Raw genomic sequence first — 16,241 nt, 5'->3', positions numbered from 1 at the left:
ACGTCGCCGCGTCCGGATGTTTCGGCAGCGAACTCTGCACCGAACCGCGCGTATCGCTTGACGAGCGGCCGTTCGCGGTACAGTCTGTTCCCAGACAAGAGCACGTGTGCCGGTCGCGAATCGCCGCGACGATCGCACCGGTCATCCGCCGGGACGGTCGAGTGGGATCACCGACCACGCCAGCGCAGAGCTCGTCGCGGGGCGCCGTCACGCACCGTCGTTTGACGGGGTTGACACAGTCTGCCCATTTTCTGGTACTGTAGGACGTTGCGCTGGCTGCACCCTGTCTACGTCTCGGAACGTCCAACCGAATGCGACTGTGTTCGTCTTGGGATCTCCGCAGGTCGACCCGGGTTGTCAGACCGTGCACCAGGCCCCAAGGCCAAAGGCTAGACGCCAATTTATAGAACACAACGCGAGAGAAGGACGCATCTTGGCACTCGACCGCCAGTCCACCTCAACCACCTCGACCGGCAGCATCCCTGGAGCTCCCCGCCGTGTCTCTTTCGCCAAGATCGATGAGCCGCTGGAGGTGCCGGGCCTTCTTGATCTGCAGCTGGATTCCTTCGAGTGGCTGATCGGCTCGCCGGAGTGGCGAGCGAAGGCGATCGCCCGGGGTGAGGAGAATCCGGTGGGCGGGCTCGAGGATGTCCTCCGCGAGCTCTCTCCCATCGAGGACTTCGCATCGTCGATGTCCCTCTCCTTCTCCGAGCCGCACTTCGACGAGGTCAAGGCCTCGATCGACGAGTGCAAGGACAAGGACATGACCTACTCGGCGCCGCTGTTCGTCACCGCCGAGTTCATCAACAACAACACCGGCGAGATCAAGTCGCAGACGGTCTTCATGGGCGAGTTCCCGATGATGACCGACAAGGGCAGCTTCATCATCAACGGCACCGAGCGCGTCGTCGTCAGCCAGCTCGTCCGCAGCCCGGGCGTCTACTTCGACGAGACCATCGACAAGGCCACCGAGAAGACCCTGCACGCGGTCAAGGTGATCCCGAGCCGCGGTGCGTGGCTCGAGTTCGACATCGACAAGCGCGACACCGTCGGCGTCCGCATCGACCGCAAGCGCCGCCAGCCGGTCACCGTGCTGCTGCAGGCGCTGGGCGTCACCCGCGAGGAGATCGCCGAGCGGTTCGGCTTCTCCGAGATCATGATGTCGACCCTGGAGAAGGACCACACCAACAACCAGGACGAGGCGCTGCTGGAGGTCTACCGCAAGCTGCGCCCGGGTGAGCCGCCGACCAAGGAGTCCGCCGAGAGCCTCCTGGAGAACATGTTCTTCAAGGAGAAGCGCTACGACCTCGCCCGCGTCGGTCGCTACAAGATCAACAAGAAGCTCGGCCTGACCGATCAGCCGATGTTCGGTCCGTCGGTGCTGACCCGCGAGGACATCGTCACCACCGTCGAGTACCTGGTGCGCCTGCACGAGGCCGATCCGAACAGCGCCACCGCGCCGATGATGACCGGCCCCGGCGGTGTCGAGGTGCCCGTCGAGGTCGACGACATCGACCACTTCGGCAACCGTCGCCTGCGCACCGTCGGCGAGCTGATCCAGAACCAGATCCGGCTGGGTCTCTCGCGTATGGAGCGCGTCGTCCGTGAGCGGATGACCACCCAGGACGCCGAGGCGATCACCCCGCAGACCCTGATCAACATCCGTCCCGTCGTGGCGGCGATCAAGGAGTTCTTCGGCACCAGCCAGCTGTCGCAGTTCATGGACCAGAACAACCCGCTGTCGGGTCTGACTCACAAGCGCCGCCTGTCGGCGCTGGGCCCGGGCGGTCTGAGCCGTGAGCGCGCCGGCCTCGAGGTGCGCGACGTGCACCCGTCGCACTACGGCCGCATGTGCCCCATCGAGACCCCGGAAGGCCCGAACATCGGCCTGATCGGTTCGCTCTCGGTGTACGCACGCGTCAACCCGTTCGGCTTCATCGAGACGCCGTACCGCAAGGTGGTCGACGGCAAGGTCACCGACCAGATCGAGTACATGACCGCCGACGAGGAGGACCGCTACCTCATCGGTCAGGCCAACACCTCGTACGACGCCGACGGCAACATCACCGACGAGCGCGTCCTGGTGCGCATCAAGGGCGCCGAGGTGGAGTTCGTCCCGGCCGCCAAGGTCGAATACCTCGACGTCTCGCCGCGCCAGATGGTGTCGGTCGCGACCGCGATGATCCCGTTCCTGGAGCACGACGACGCGAACCGCGCGCTGATGGGCGCCAACATGCAGCGTCAGGCCGTGCCGCTGGTCCGTTCCGAGTCGCCGCTGGTCGGCACCGGCATGGAGCTGCGGGCCGCGGTCGACGCCGGCGACGTCATCGTCACCACCGACACCGGTGTGGTGGAGGAGGTCTCGGCCGACTACATCACCGTGATGGCCGACGACGGCACCCGCCAGAGCTACCGTCTCCGCAAGTTCGAGCGCAGCAACCACGGCACCTGTGCCAACCAGGTCCCGATCGTCGACGAGGGTCAGCGGGTCGAGGCCGGTCAGGTGCTGGCCGACGGTCCGTGCACCGATCAGGGCGAGATGGCGCTGGGCAAGAACCTGCTCGTGGCGATCATGCCGTGGGAGGGCCACAACTACGAGGACGCGATCATCCTGAGCCAGCGGCTCGTGGAGGAGGACACCCTCACCTCGATCCACATCGAGGAGTACGAGATCGATGCCCGCGACACCAAGCTGGGCGCCGAGGAGATCACCCGGGACATCCCGAACGTCTCCGACGAGGTGCTCGCCGATCTCGACGAGCGCGGCATCGTCCGCATCGGCGCCGAGGTCCGCGACGGCGACATCCTGGTCGGCAAGGTCACGCCGAAGGGCGAGACCGAGCTGACCCCGGAGGAGCGGCTGCTCCGCGCGATCTTCGGTGAGAAGGCGCGCGAGGTGCGCGACACCTCGCTCAAGGTGCCGCACGGTGAGACCGGCAAGGTGATCGGCGTCCGCGTGTTCAGCCGCGACGACGACGACGATCTGGCCCCCGGTGTCAACGAACTGGTGCGCGTCTACGTCGCGCAGAAGCGCAAGATCCAGGACGGCGACAAGCTGGCCGGCCGCCACGGCAACAAGGGCGTCATCGGCAAGATCTTGCCCGCCGAGGACATGCCGTTCCTGCCCGACGGCACCCCGGTCGACATCATCCTGAACACCCACGGTGTGCCGCGTCGTATGAACATCGGCCAGATCCTCGAGACCCACCTCGGCTGGGTCGCGAAGGCCGGCTGGAACATCGACGTCGCCGCGGGCGTGCCGGACTGGGCCGAGCGCCTGCCGGAGGAGCTGTACTCGGTGGAGCCGGACACCAACACCGCCACCCCGGTGTTCGACGGCGCCCGCGACGAGGAGCTCGCCGGTCTGCTGGGCTCGACGCTGCCGAACCGCGACGGCGACGTCATGGTGAACAGCGACGGCAAGGCGACCCTGTTCGACGGCCGCTCCGGCGAGCCGTTCCCGTACCCGGTCTCGGTCGGCTACATGTACATCATCAAGCTGCACCACCTGGTCGACGACAAGATCCACGCGCGTTCGACCGGACCGTACTCGATGATCACCCAGCAGCCGCTCGGCGGTAAGGCCCAGTTCGGCGGCCAGCGTTTCGGTGAGATGGAGTGCTGGGCCATGCAGGCCTACGGTGCGGCGTACACGCTGCAGGAGTTGTTGACCATCAAGTCGGACGACGTCGTCGGCCGTGTGAAGGTCTACGAGGCGATCGTCAAGGGCGAGAACATCCCGGAGCCGGGCATTCCCGAGTCCTTCAAGGTGCTTCTCAAGGAGCTCCAGTCGCTCTGCCTGAACGTGGAGGTGCTCTCGTCCGACGGTGCCGCCATCGAGATGGCCGACACCGACGACGAGGACCTCGAGCGCGCCGCGGCGAACCTGGGCATCAACCTGTCGCGCAACGAAAGCGCGACGGTCGACGACCTCGCCAACTGACCGCACGGGGGGACTGCGTCCCCCCGTGTACCCCCCTAAAGCCAATTAGCGACACTCCTCTGGAGGGGCAAACATCGTGCTCGACGTCAACTTTTTCGACGAACTGAAGATCGGCCTGGCCACGGCCGATGACATCCACAACTGGTCGTACGGCGAGGTCAAGAAGCCGGAGACCATCAACTACCGCACGCTGAAGCCGGAGAAGGACGGCCTGTTCTGCGAGAAGATCTTCGGACCGACTCGCGACTGGGAGTGCTACTGCGGCAAGTACAAGCGCGTGCGCTTCAAGGGCATCATCTGCGAGCGCTGCGGTGTCGAGGTGACCAAGGCCAAGGTGCGCCGTGAGCGCATGGGCCACATCGAGCTCGCCGCTCCGGTCACCCACATCTGGTATTTCAAGGGTGTGCCCAGCCGGCTCGGCTACCTGCTCGATCTGGCGCCGAAGGATCTCGAGAAGATCATCTACTTCGCCGCATGGGTCATCACCTCGGTGGACGATGAACTGCGCCACTCGGAGCTCTCGACCCGCGAGGCCGAGATCACCGTCGAGCGCAAGGCGATCATGGACGACCTCGAAGCCGCCCTGGCCGAGCGCCAGAGCAAGCTCGAGGCCGATCTGGCCGAGCTGGAGGCCGAGGGCGCCAAGGCCGACGCCAAGCGCAAGGTCCGGGACGCCGCTGAACGCGAGCTCAAGCGCATGCGTGACTCCGCGGGCCGCGAGGTCGAGGCGCTCGACGAGATCTGGGACAAGTTCACCAAGCTGACCCCGGGTGAGTTGATCGTCGACGAGCGGCTCTACCGCGAGCTCGAGGACCGCTTCGGCGAGTACTTCACCGGCGCCATGGGCGCCGAGGCCATCAAACGTCTGCTCGAGGACTTCGACATCGACGCCGAGGCCGAGTCGCTGCGCGAGACCATCCGCACCGGCAAGGGCCAGAAGAAGCTGCGTGCGCTGAAGCGACTCAAGGTCGTGGCCGCGTTCCAGCAGTCGGGCAACAACCCGCGCGCCATGGTGCTCGACGCCGTGCCGGTGATCCCGCCGGAGCTGCGTCCGATGGTTCAGCTCGACGGCGGCCGGTTCGCCACCTCGGACCTGAACGACCTGTACCGCCGCGTCATCAACCGCAACAACCGCCTCAAGCGACTGATCGATCTGGGTGCGCCCGAGATCATCGTCAACAACGAGAAGCGGATGCTGCAGGAGTCGGTGGACGCGCTGTTCGACAACGGCCGTCGCGGCCGTCCGGTCAACGGACCGGGCAACCGTCCGCTGAAGTCGCTGAGCGATCTGCTCAAGGGCAAGCAGGGCCGGTTCCGCCAGAACCTGCTCGGCAAGCGCGTGGACTACTCGGGCCGCTCGGTCATCGTCGTCGGCCCGCAGCTCAAGCTGCACCAGTGCGGTCTGCCGAAGCTGATGGCGCTGGAGCTGTTCAAGCCGTTCGTGATGAAGCGTCTGGTCGACCTGAACCTGGCGCAGAACATCAAGTCGGCCAAGCGCATGGTCGAGCGTCAGCGCCCGCAGGTGTGGGACGTCCTGGAAGAGGTCATCGCCGAGCACCCGGTTCTGCTGAACCGTGCGCCGACGCTGCACCGCCTGGGCATCCAGGCCTTCGAGCCGCAGCTGGTGGAGGGCAAGGCCATCCAGCTGCACCCGCTGGTGTGTGAGGCTTTCAACGCCGACTTCGACGGCGACCAGATGGCCGTGCACCTCCCGCTGTCCGCAGAGGCGCAGGCCGAGGCACGGATCCTGATGCTCTCGAGCAACAACATCCTGTCGCCGGCATCGGGCCGTCCGCTCGCCATGCCGCGTCTGGACATGGTGACCGGTCTGTACTACCTGACCACCGAGAAGGAGGACGCGGAGGGCGCGTACACCCCGGCGACCGGAGACGACGTCGAGCGGGGCGTCTACTCGAGCCCGGCCGAGGCCATCATGGCCGTCGACCGCGGTGTGCTCAGCGTGCAGGCGCCGATCAAGGTGCGGCTGTCGGACCTGCGTCCGCCGGCCGACGTCGAGGCCGCCGAGTTCGACGGCAAGTGGCGCAAGGGTCAGGAGTGGGAGCTTCACACCACCCTGGGCCGGGTTCTCTTCAACGAGCTGCTGCCGCCGGACTACCCGTTCGTCAACGAGCAGATGCCCAAGAAGCGTCAGGCCGTGATCATCAACGATCTGGCCGAGCGTTACCCGATGATCGTCGTCGCGCAGACCGTGGACAAGCTCAAGGACGTGGGCTTCTACTGGGCGACCCGTTCGGGCGTCACCGTGGCCATGTCCGACGTGCTGGTGCCGCCGGCCAAGGCGGAGATCCTCGACCGGTACGAGGCGCAGGCCGACACGCTGGAGAAGAAGTACCAGCGCGGTGGTCTGACCAAGGACGAGCGTCGTGCGGCGCTGGTCGAGCTGTGGCAGGCCGCGACCGAAGAGGTCGGCAAGGCGCTCGAGGACTACTACCCCGAGGACAACCCGATCACGATGATCCCGAAGTCGGGGGCGACGGGCAACATGACCCAGGTCCGCAACCTGTCGGGCATGAAGGGTCTGGTGACCAACCCGAAGGGCGAGTTCATCCCGCGTCCGATCAAGTCCTCGTTCCGCGAGGGCCTGACGGTGGCCGAGTACTTCATCAACACGCACGGCGCACGCAAGGGTCTGGCCGACACGGCGCTGCGCACCGCCGACTCGGGTTACCTGACCCGTCGTCTGGTGGACGTGAGCCAGGACGTCATCGTGCGCGAGACCGACTGCGGCAACGAGCGCGGCATCGTCGTGCCGATCGCGGCCCTGCACGGTGACCAGCTGGTCCGCGATCAGCACGTGGAGACCTCCGCGTACGCTCGCACCCTGGCCGCCGACGCGGTCGACGCGGACGGCAACGTCGTCGTCGAGCGTGGTCACGACCTGGGCGATCCGGCCATCGAGAAGCTGATCGAGGCGGGCATCACCGAGGTCAAGGTCCGTTCGGTCCTCACCTGCGGCACCGGCACCGGCGTCTGCGCCATGTGCTACGGCCGCAGCATGGCCACCGGCAAGCTCGTCGACATCGGTGAGGCCGTCGGCATCATCGCGGCGCAGTCGATCGGTGAGCCCGGCACCCAGCTGACCATGCGCACCTTCCACCAGGGTGGCGTCGGCGACGACATCACCGGTGGTCTGCCTCGTGTCACCGAGCTCTTCGAAGCCCGCGTGCCCAAGGGCAAGGCGCCGATCGCCGAGGTCGCCGGCCGCATTCGCCTGGAAGAGGGCGAGCGCTTCTACAAGATCACGATCATCCCCGATGACGGATCCGAGGAGCAGGTCTACGACAAGCTGTCCAAGCGTCAGCGCCTGCACGCGGTGGTGCAGCCGGACGGCACCGAGCGTCCGCTGGCCGACGGCGACCACGTCGAGGTCGGTGAGCCGCTCATGGAGGGTCCGGCCGATCCGCACGAGGTGCTCCGCGTGATGGGCCCGCGTCAGGTGCAGATCCACCTGGTCAACGAGGTGCAGGAGGTCTACCGCCGTCAGGGCGTGTCGATCCACGACAAGCACATCGAGACCATCGTGCGCCAGATGCTGCGTCGCGTGACCATCATCGACTCCGGTGCCACCGAGTTCCTGCCCGGTTCGCTCACCGAGCGCGCCGAGTTCGAGGCGGCCAACCGCGCCGTCGTCGCCGAGGGCGGCGAGCCGGCGTCGGGTCGCCCGGTGCTCATGGGTATCACCAAGGCCTCGCTGGCCACCGACTCGTGGCTGTCGGCGGCGTCGTTCCAGGAGACCACGCGTGTCCTGACCGACGCGGCCATCAACAGCCGCAGCGACAAGCTGGTGGGCCTGAAGGAGAACGTGATCATCGGTAAGCTCATCCCGGCCGGTACCGGCATCAACAAGTACCGGAACATCCAGGTGGAGCCGACCGAGGAGGCCCGCGCGGCCGCCTACGCACTCCCGTCGTACGACGACACCTACTTCAGCCCGGACGGCACCTTCGGTGCGCCGTCGGGAGCTGCGGTTCCGCTCGACGACTACGATTACGGCAACGACTACCGCTAAGGTTGTCTGCGAGGCCCCCGATTCATCCCCCGGATCGGGGGCCTCTCCGTCTCCGCGTGTCCCGCCGATCGAGCGCCTCCGCTGATCGAGCTGTCCTCGTTGATCGAGCGAAGTCGAGATCCCTCCGCCCCAGGTTTCTGGTTCCTCCCTATACGGCCCGCATCGGGAGGAACGGATTTCCTGGGGCGGAAGATCGCGACCAGAGAAGTTCGACGACGACGAGCCCCTCACCCGAGCAGTGAGAAGTGGCGCAGCCAGTAGCGGAGCAACCCGACGAGCTCGCCCTTCCGGAGGGTGTCCCAGGTCCAGCGGATCACCTTCAGACCGAGCGCCTCCAGCTGGTCCTGGCGGCGCTTCTCCTGCAGTACCACCTGATCCGCGCGCGCGTCGTCGGCGCGAAGGCCGCCCAGGTACTTGCCTTCGCCGTCGAACTCGCCGGCCAGGACTCCGCTCCAGTCGAAGTCGACCCACGCGTCCTGCGCGGGCAGGAGGTAGTACTTCTGAAGTTCGGGCGTCGGCAGGTCCGCCTCGATCATCTGTGCGCGGCTCCAAGATTCGCCGACTGACGCGGAGTCGGCATCGGAGTGCGCGAGTGCGTGTCGCGCGATCGCGGCACCGACCCGTCGTCGTGCCTTGAGCTCTGTGGTGAGCTGATCGACGGTGGCGCCGCGGCGAAGAGCACCGTCGAAGATCGTGAGCGCCTTGGCGAAGTCGTTCTCCGCACAGGCGAGGTCGACGGCGGTGCGGACCAGCGAGGTGACGCGCACGCCGTCGACCTCGACGACGTCGGCATCGCGCAACGGTCCCGGATGGACGAAGCGCTGCGCGGTCTTGCTTCCGCCCGCTCTGGTGCTGTTCGTCGTATGGACGCGAGACGTGTCCGGATCGAGGAGGGCGATACCGTGCACCGCCGCCGCCGACTGGTGCGAGAGCACGTTCTCGACTGCGCGACCGGCGGTGGAGATCCCGATGCATCGGAGGCGGTAGAGCTCGTCTCGGCGGCTCCATTCGTCGGCGGGCAGGTCGGCGACGGCGGCGTACGCACCGCCGCCGAGCCGGACGAGATCGTGGTTCTTCACGTGCCATTCGAGATGGTCGTCGGTGAGCCCGCGCGCGACGACGGCGCGGCGGCGGACGAGTCCATGACGGTCGCGAGGAAGCTGCATGCCTTCTTAGACGCGGCGGAGGCCTGCCGGGTTCCCTAGACACGCCGGTTGCGTCCTCGCCGGAAGCTCCCGCCCCAGGTTTCCGGTTCCGCCCTATGCGGGCGGTATAGGGCGGAACCAGAATCCCGGGGCGGAACCGGCGGCCTGGGCGGCGTTGGTCAGCGCGCCCCGTCTACGCGCGCCGTGCGTGCCCGCACGGCGTAGCCGACCCATGAGATCGCTACGACCACGGCGACGCCGAGCTGGACCAGCGTCTCGTGTTGCTGCGGGTAGACGACGCCGGTGAGGTAATGGTCGATGAAGCCGCTGGGCGGCAGCGTCGCCTCGCCGGATCGCTCGCGGGCCCAGTTCTCGACGTGGGTCAGCGGGCAGTCGTAGCCGATCAGAACGCTGCCGGCGCCCCAGATCGCGACGGCGACGTGAATCCAGATCGTCCGGCGCCATCGCCACGCGAGGAACCCGCCCGCGAGCAGGTACCCGAGGAACGCGAAATGCAGCACCATCGCGGTGTCGGCGATCAAGCGATATCCCATGGCGGTCTCTCGCCACTCAGCCTACGGACCGCCGCCCGATGGCGGGCGTGCGAGCCACCCGATGATTGAGCGAGCGCAGCGAGTCGAAATCACCGCTCTCGATCGATCGGGACGGCTACCGCGCGCCGATGGCGCGGGCGATCATCGGCCACGACAGCCGCATGTCGGCGGCGAACAGGCCCCAGCTGTGCGAGCCGTCGGGGCGGTGGTTGAACCGGTGCGGGATGCCGAGCGAGTTGAGCCGGTTCGACATGTTCTGCGTGCAGGCGAGGGAGATCGCCTCCACCACGTTGCCCCCGAACATGCCGCCGAGGGCTTCGACGGGGCCGCCGTCGACCGGGCCGGGCAGCCCGGAGCCCGCAGACAGGAAGATCGTCTTACCGCGCAGTCGCGGTGCGTTCACGACCGGATCGTGCTTGATCCACGCGGGGTCGTCGTACATGCCCCACATGTTGAACGGGTTGCCGCCGCCGCGCAGCGGCACCACGGTCGCTGTCAGCCGGCCGAGCGGGTCGGTGGTGCCGGGACAGCCGCTGTAGGAGGCGACGGCGCGGAAACGCCGGGGTGCCTGGATGGCGAGGTCGAGCGCGGGCCCCGCGGACATCGAGACGCCGGAGATCGCGTTGACACCGCTGGTGCGGAAGTGCTGGTCGATCGCGGTCGGCAGCTCGCGCGTGTAGAAGGTCTGCCACTGGTTGCGACCCAGGATCGGGTCGCGGTGATGCCAGTTGGTCATCATCGAGAACTTGCCGCCCATCGGCAGCACCACGTTGACCCGCTTGCCGGCGAAGAACTCCCGGACACCGCCGTGGTTGTACCAGGAGATGCCGTCCTCGGCGCCGCCCGCGCCAGGCAGCATGTAGAAGCTCGGCAGGCCGGCGGGCCTGCCTGCCGGATGTAGTACGTGGCTGCGGATCACCCGGTTCATCGCGGCCGAGTAGACCGAGATCAGTGTGATGCGGGGTGCGATCTGCTGGACGCCGACGACCCGTGCTTCGGCCTGTCCGGCCGGACTGAGCGCGAGGCCGATCACGGTGACGATCCCGGCGAGGGTGAGCGAGAGAAGACGAAGCCGCAGAGGAAGTTTCATAGCGTCTCGAATCCTAGGGCGAGGAAACGGCGTTCTGGAATCAGCGACACCGGACCGGACTGAACTGTGGCCGGATCGTGCTCTGAAACACAGCGGAGGCTGACCTGCGCGGAGGGGCCGCGAGAGCTAACTCACGTCCGTCCGAAGTGGATGCGGAGGGTCTTCGCCGGATACGGTACGCGCCAGTAACCTACGGTTACGTAACAATAAGAACTGACGCAGGCAGGCGCAGGAAGCCGGCGATGCCCGCGGGCTCACGAGGACTGAAGAGATCGAAGGGAAGCCAGCTTGTCTCACTCCAGATTCGAATCCGTGGGTGCGTATCTGCCCGCCGAATCGGTGGCCACGCGCCAGTTGATCTCCGCGCTGACGGCACCGCCGAGTTTCGACTTCGAAGCCGTCACCGGAGTCGTCGAACGACGTGTGCGGTCGACGGCGCCGGACGATTTCGAGGATTCCTACGCCCTCGCCGTCAAGGCCGCGCGGGACTGCCTCTCGCGCTCGCGCTACGACGCCGGAGACCTCGACGCGATCGTCTCGGTCTCGATCACCCGCAGCCGGGGAGGCGACGTGATCTACTTCGAGCCTTCGTTCGCCTCGATGCTGGCGAAAGAGCTCGGCGCCACCCGGGCGATTCATTTCGACGTGTCCAACGCCTGCGCCGGGATGATGACCGGCACGTACCTGATGGACTCGATGATCCGGTCCGGCGCGATCGAGCGCGCCATGGTGGTCAGCGGCGAGGCGATCACCCCCATCTCCGACACCGCCGTCCGGGAACTCGGCACCGGCTACGACCCCCAGTTCGCGTCGCTGTCGGTCGGTGATTCGGCCTCCGCGGTGATCCTGGACCGTTCCGACGACGACGCCGACCGGATCCACTACGTCGACCTGTTCACCGCTGCGGAGTATGCCGACGCGTGCCTCGGCATGCCGAGCGATCGCAGTCAGGGCATCGCGCTGTACACCGACAACCGGCGCATGCACAACGAGGCGCGGTTCACGCTCTGGACCGACGGACTCGCCGACTGTCTCGCCGCGCGGGGCCGGAGCTTCGTCGACGAGGAGTTCGACTACGTGATTCACCATCAGTTCGGAGCCGGCGCCGTCATCGCCATGAACAAGCTCGGTGAGCGTGAGTTCGGGGTCCCGATGCCGCCGCCGCTGAACGTGATCGAGAAGTACGGCAACACCTCGACCACGTCGCATTTCGTCGTTCTGGCCGAGCATCTGCGGTCCGGTGCCATTCCGGCCGGCGCGAAGCTGCTGATGGTGCCGGCCGCATCCGGAATCGTCACCGGTTACCTGTCGGCCACCATCTCGAACCTGGAGGCCTGACGTGGGCGTCATCATCACCGCAAGCGGCCTGAGCAACGGTTCGTCGTCGTACGACGGCGACGGCACCGGCAGCGTCGTCGAACATCTCTCCCGTGCCGGGCGGGCCGCCATCGACGCCGCCGGCATCGACGACCGCGAGGTGGGGGTCCTGATCAACTCCGGCGTCTACCGGGACTCGAATACGGTCGAGCCGGCCATCGGAGCCCTGATCCAGCAGGGCATCGGCCTCGGGCTGACGTACCAGCGCTCCGATCCCAAGTGCTTCTCCTTCGACCTGATGAACGGCGCCTGCGGGATGCTCAACGCGGTGCAGGTCGCCGACAGTCTGCTGGCCACCACCGGCACCACCCGCGTCCTGCTGGTCGGTGGGGACACCCACCCGTCGACCACGCGGCAGGCCGCCGGCGCGGACTTCCCGTACGACCTCGCCGGAGCCGCGCTGCTCCTCGAGCGGCGGGACGGCGACGTCGGGTTCGGTCGTGTCCACAGCCGTCTGCTGCCCGGACCGACCGGCGTCGAGGGCTTCGTCGACACCACCTCGATGGGTACTCGCGGTCGTTCGGTGATGACGGTGCGGCGTTCTCCGGACTTCGCGGAGTCCCTGCTCGACCTGGCCGAGGCCACGGCGGTACAGGCGCTCGACGAGGCCTTCGGGCCCGGCGGCGGGGACGCGGATTCGCCGGCGGCCGATCGCGCGGGCGTGGTGCTGATCAGCTCGCGGCCCACACCGGGTTTCGCCGCCGCACTCGCCGAGCGGCTGCGTCTGCCGCTGGCCGCCGGCGAGCTGCCCGGTGACACGCACACCGCGGCTCTCGCGCAGGCCTACCATCGCGCCGACGAGGCCGGGACGATCGCCGGAGCCACGGCGGTGCTGTTCGTGGCGGCGGGGGCGGGGCCGAGTGCCGGCGCGGTGCTGTACCGGACTCCCGGAGGCGAGCGATGACGGACGCCGCACCACTCCGAATCGACGCGCTGGGTCGCCTCGACTCCCAGGTCGCTCAGCGGCCGGACGCACCGGCCATCACCCACGCGGTCGGCGGCACCATGGCTCTGCCGGACTATCGGGACGTCACCTTCACCGAACTCGGTGCGTGGTCGGATGCGCTGGCCGGTTCGTTCGTCGCCGACGGCATCACCGCCGGGACGCGGGTGATCGTGCTCGTCGATCCGGGGCCCGAGCTCTACGCGATCCTCTTCGGTCTGTTCAAAGCGGGTGCGGTGCCGGTGGTGATCGACCCGGGCATGGGGCTGCGGGCGATGGTGCGCTGCCTGTCCGCGGCGCGCGCCTCGGCGTTCATCGGCGTCCCGAAGGCGCACGCCGTGCGGCTGCTGTTCCGGCGTTCGTTCCGCGACCTGACCGCGTCGGTGACGGTCGGCCGTCGGTGGGGGTGGGGCGGAAAGACCCTCGCGTCGATCCGTCGCGCCGGGCTCCCGGCGCCCTCGCGCACGGTCCCCGACGCGGACAGTCTGCTGCTGATCGCTTTCACCACCGGCTCCACCGGGCCGGCCAAGGCCGTCGAGCTGACCCACGGAAACCTGCACGCCATGCTGGGTTCGACGCGCTCGTTGACCGGTGCCGGACCCGAGCAGACGGCGCTGGTCACCTTGCCGATCTTCGGGCTGCTGTATCTGCTGCTGGGCACGCGCATCGTGCTGCCGCCGCTGGATCCCAGTCGGGTGGGCGACACCGATCCGTTGCATGCGGTGGATGCGATCAACCGCTTCGAGGTGTCCACCCTGTTCGCCTCCCCGGCGGTGCTCGCACCCCTCGTCGAGCATGCGGACCGTCATCGGACGCCGATGCCGTCGGTGCGCAGGGTGTTCTCCGGTGGTGCACCGGTCACGGTCGCCGTGGTCGCCGGGCTGCGCGCGGTGCTCCCGGAGGACGCCGAGGTGTTCGCCGGTTACGGTGCCACCGAGGCGATTCCGATGGCCGCGATCGAATCGCGTGAACTGCTGTCCGGTCTCACCGAACTCACCCGGGACGGCGCCGGTGTCTGCCTCGGCCGCCCGGTCGGCGGCCTGGATCTGGCGATCATCCCGGCCGTGGATCGCCCGCTGCCCCGCTGGGGCGACATCCCCGCACTGAGTGGCGAGGTCGGCGAGATCGTCGTCTCCGGGGCGCAGGTCAGCACGCGGTACTTCTGGCCGGCCACCGCCGACGCCCAGACCAAGATCGACGACGGCGACCGCATCTGGCATCGCACCGGCGACCTCGGCCGGATCGACGGTCAGGGCCGGCTCTGGTTCGCCGGCCGCAAATCCCAGATCGTGGTCACCCCGTCGGGCGTGCTGCACACCGTCGCCGTGGAGCAGATCTTCGGGTCGATACCGGGGGTGGCCGCGACCGCGTTGGCGGGTGTCGGCGAGCGCCCCCGGCAAGTACCGGTGCTGTGCGTCCAGCTGACCCCCGGCGCCGAGGAAGCGGCCGTCCTCGACGCCGTACGCAGCCGGGCAGCCGAGCACCCGATGACCGGCGAGATCACCGAGTTCCTGGTGCATCCCGGCTTTCCCGTCGACATCCGGCACAACGCCAAGATCAAACGCGAGGAGCTCGCCGAGTGGGCCGCCGTCCGGCTCGCCGCCGACCGAAAGGCACGTCCGATGACTCACCTTCCGACCGGCGGCGCTGCCGGGTACGCACCAGACGACGGTGCACCCGACGACCGAGTGCCCGACGACCGAGCACCGGTCGGAGGTGCCCTCGAGGAGGGCATCGCGCAGCTTGACCAAAGCCGCCGCCGGCCCGGGCGCGTCACCGTGATCGCGCTGCGGACGATTCCCGTCGCCGGCTGGCTGCTGCTCTTCTATGCCGCCTACCGGCGGGCGTCGGGACGCCCGATCACGCATCGTGCGCTGCGCGGAGTGGTGGCGGCGGATGCCTTCGCCAGCGTGGTGCTGCACACCGCGCAGATCCCGGCGGCCCTCGCCGCGGCCGGACCCGAGCGGTCGCGGGCGGCCACCGCGGCCCTCACGCTGATCTTCGGGATGACGTGGTGGAAGACCCGTCCGGAGGCACGATCATGAGAGTTCTGGTGACCGGTGCGTCCGGGTTCCTCGGCGGCCGTCTCGTGGAGCGGCTGCTCGGCGACCCCCGGTACGAGGTGTCCGTCCTGGCGCGCCCGACCAGCGATCTGAGTCGCCTCGGCGACCGGATCGACGTCCGGTACGGCGATCTGAGTGATCCGGCATCGCTGGCCGCGGCCGTCCGCGGGATCGACGTGGTGGTGCACAGTGCCGCCCGCGTCGACGAGCGGGGCACGCGCCGGCAGTTCGACGTCGAGAATCGGCAGGCCACCGAGGCCCTGCTGGCCGGCGCGCGGGCCGAGGGCGCGGCCCGTTTCGTGTTCATCTCCAGTCCCAGCGCACTGATGGATTACGACGGCGGAGACCAGCTCGGCATCGACGAGTCCGTCCCGTATCCGCACCGCTATCTGAACCTGTACTCGGAGACCAAGGCCGCCGCCGAACGTGCGGTGCTGGCCGCCGCGGACGGAGATTTCGTGACCTGTGCGCTGCGCCCCCGCGCGATCTGGGGTGCCGGGGATCGCAGCGGTCCCGTCGTCCGGCTGCTCGGCCGGGCACAGGCGGGGAAGCTGCCGAACCTGTCCGCGGGCACGACCGTCTACGCATCGTTGTGCCACGTCGACAACATCGTGGAGGCCACGGTTCGGGCGATCGACGCGCCCGGTGTCAGCGGGAAGGCGTACTACGTCGCCGACGACGAGGTGACCGATGTGTGGGGATACATGGAGGAGGTCGCCGGCGAGTTCGGCTTCACCCTCACCCGGCGGAACGTGAATCCACAGGCGGTCGCCCGGGTGGTCAAGGTGCTCGACCGCATCTGGACCGTCCCGGCGCTGGCGCGGCGAGTGCCGCCGCCGCTGTCGATGTATGTGCTGGCCCTGCTCACCCGGTCGTCGACCTACGACACCGGCGCCGCCCGGCGAGATCTCGGCTATCGGCCGGTGATCGACCGGGAGACCGGTATGAGGCAGTTCATCGAGTGGGTGCAGGAGTCGGGTGGCCTGGGCCACCTCACACGCGACCTGCATTGACCCCCGCCGCTGCACCGCCGGTCGCATCGCGTCGGCCCGGCCGGGCGCAGTGGTCCGACCAGCACAGAGATGAGGAAGCACCC

Annotated in this window: 9 protein-coding genes; 6 read left to right on the top strand and 3 right to left on the bottom strand. The window is 68.1% G+C overall.

Going from position 1 to position 16,241, the window contains the following annotated elements; translation table 11 throughout:
* Positions 1 to 433: 433 nt before the first annotated feature.
* Both rpoB and C6V83_RS16580 read left to right on the top strand, forming a co-directional pair.
* Positions 434 to 3,943, top strand: coding sequence for a DNA-directed RNA polymerase subunit beta (rpoB, locus tag C6V83_RS16585; protein ID WP_105943336.1), 3,510 nt, complete (start codon positions 434 to 436; stop codon positions 3,941 to 3,943).
* A 76-nt stretch (positions 3,944 to 4,019) separates the two neighbouring features.
* Positions 4,020 to 7,973, top strand: a complete 3,954-nt coding sequence (locus C6V83_RS16580) for a DNA-directed RNA polymerase subunit beta' (protein ID WP_105943335.1) — start codon at positions 4,020 to 4,022, stop codon at positions 7,971 to 7,973.
* Positions 7,974 to 8,200: 227 nt separating this feature from the next.
* Here the strand turns inward: C6V83_RS16580 and C6V83_RS16575 are convergent, their stop codons facing one another.
* From C6V83_RS16575 to C6V83_RS16565, 3 genes are all read right to left on the bottom strand, one after another.
* Positions 8,201 to 9,139: a hypothetical protein gene (locus C6V83_RS16575; protein ID WP_105943334.1), complete on the bottom strand. Its 939-nt coding sequence runs from the start codon at positions 9,137 to 9,139 to the stop codon at positions 8,201 to 8,203.
* Positions 9,140 to 9,297: 158 nt separating this feature from the next.
* A complete protein-coding gene (locus C6V83_RS16570; RefSeq protein WP_105943333.1) occupies positions 9,298 to 9,672 on the bottom strand; it encodes a DUF2784 domain-containing protein in 375 nt (124 codons plus the stop codon).
* Positions 9,673 to 9,787: 115 nt separating this feature from the next.
* Positions 9,788 to 10,762, bottom strand: coding sequence for an alpha/beta hydrolase (locus tag C6V83_RS16565; protein ID WP_105943332.1), 975 nt, complete (start codon positions 10,760 to 10,762; stop codon positions 9,788 to 9,790).
* Between the two features lie 312 nt (positions 10,763 to 11,074).
* On the opposite strand from C6V83_RS16565, the gene C6V83_RS16560 reads away from it, so the two are divergent.
* The 4 genes from C6V83_RS16560 to C6V83_RS16545 are packed head-to-tail and all read left to right on the top strand — an operon-like array spanning position 11,075 to position 16,158.
* Complete coding sequence (locus C6V83_RS16560) at positions 11,075 to 12,100, top strand: 3-oxoacyl-ACP synthase III family protein (RefSeq protein WP_456071338.1); 1,026 nt, start codon at positions 11,075 to 11,077, stop codon at positions 12,098 to 12,100.
* A gap of 1 nt (position 12,101) precedes the next feature.
* Positions 12,102 to 13,043: a beta-ketoacyl-[acyl-carrier-protein] synthase family protein gene (locus tag C6V83_RS16555; RefSeq protein ID WP_105943330.1), complete on the top strand. Its 942-nt coding sequence runs from the start codon at positions 12,102 to 12,104 to the stop codon at positions 13,041 to 13,043.
* On the top strand, positions 13,040 to 15,127 hold the full coding sequence (locus tag C6V83_RS16550; protein WP_105943329.1) for a fatty acid CoA ligase family protein: 2,088 nt from the start codon (positions 13,040 to 13,042) through the stop codon (positions 15,125 to 15,127). The genes C6V83_RS16555 and C6V83_RS16550 overlap by 4 nt, the downstream gene beginning before the upstream one ends.
* Positions 15,124 to 16,158: an NAD-dependent epimerase/dehydratase family protein gene (locus tag C6V83_RS16545; RefSeq protein ID WP_105944030.1), complete on the top strand. Its 1,035-nt coding sequence runs from the start codon at positions 15,124 to 15,126 to the stop codon at positions 16,156 to 16,158. The genes C6V83_RS16550 and C6V83_RS16545 overlap by 4 nt, the downstream gene beginning before the upstream one ends.
* The last annotated feature ends 83 nt before the right edge of the window (positions 16,159 to 16,241 follow it).

Source organism: Gordonia iterans (genome assembly GCF_002993285.1).
Taxonomy (GTDB): Bacteria; Actinomycetota; Actinomycetes; order Mycobacteriales; family Mycobacteriaceae; genus Gordonia; species Gordonia iterans.
The sequence above is the reverse complement of the archived record's forward strand: the minus strand, read 5'-3'. Positions and strand labels throughout refer to the sequence as shown.

What these genes read in the sequence shown, in the direction of transcription:
- C6V83_RS16565 (WP_105943332.1), bottom strand. Translation starts at nt 10,762, where the DNA reads ATGAAACTTCCTCTGCGGCTTCGTCTTCTCTCGCTCACCCTCGCCGGG.
- C6V83_RS16545 (WP_105944030.1), top strand. Translation starts at nt 15,124, where the DNA reads ATGAGAGTTCTGGTGACCGGTGCGTCCGGGTTCCTCGGCGGCCGTCTC.
- C6V83_RS16570 (WP_105943333.1), bottom strand. Translation starts at nt 9,672, where the DNA reads ATGGGATATCGCTTGATCGCCGACACCGCGATGGTGCTGCATTTCGCG.
- C6V83_RS16550 (WP_105943329.1), top strand. Translation starts at nt 13,040, where the DNA reads ATGACGGACGCCGCACCACTCCGAATCGACGCGCTGGGTCGCCTCGAC.
- C6V83_RS16575 (WP_105943334.1), bottom strand. Translation starts at nt 9,139, where the DNA reads ATGCAGCTTCCTCGCGACCGTCATGGACTCGTCCGCCGCCGCGCCGTC.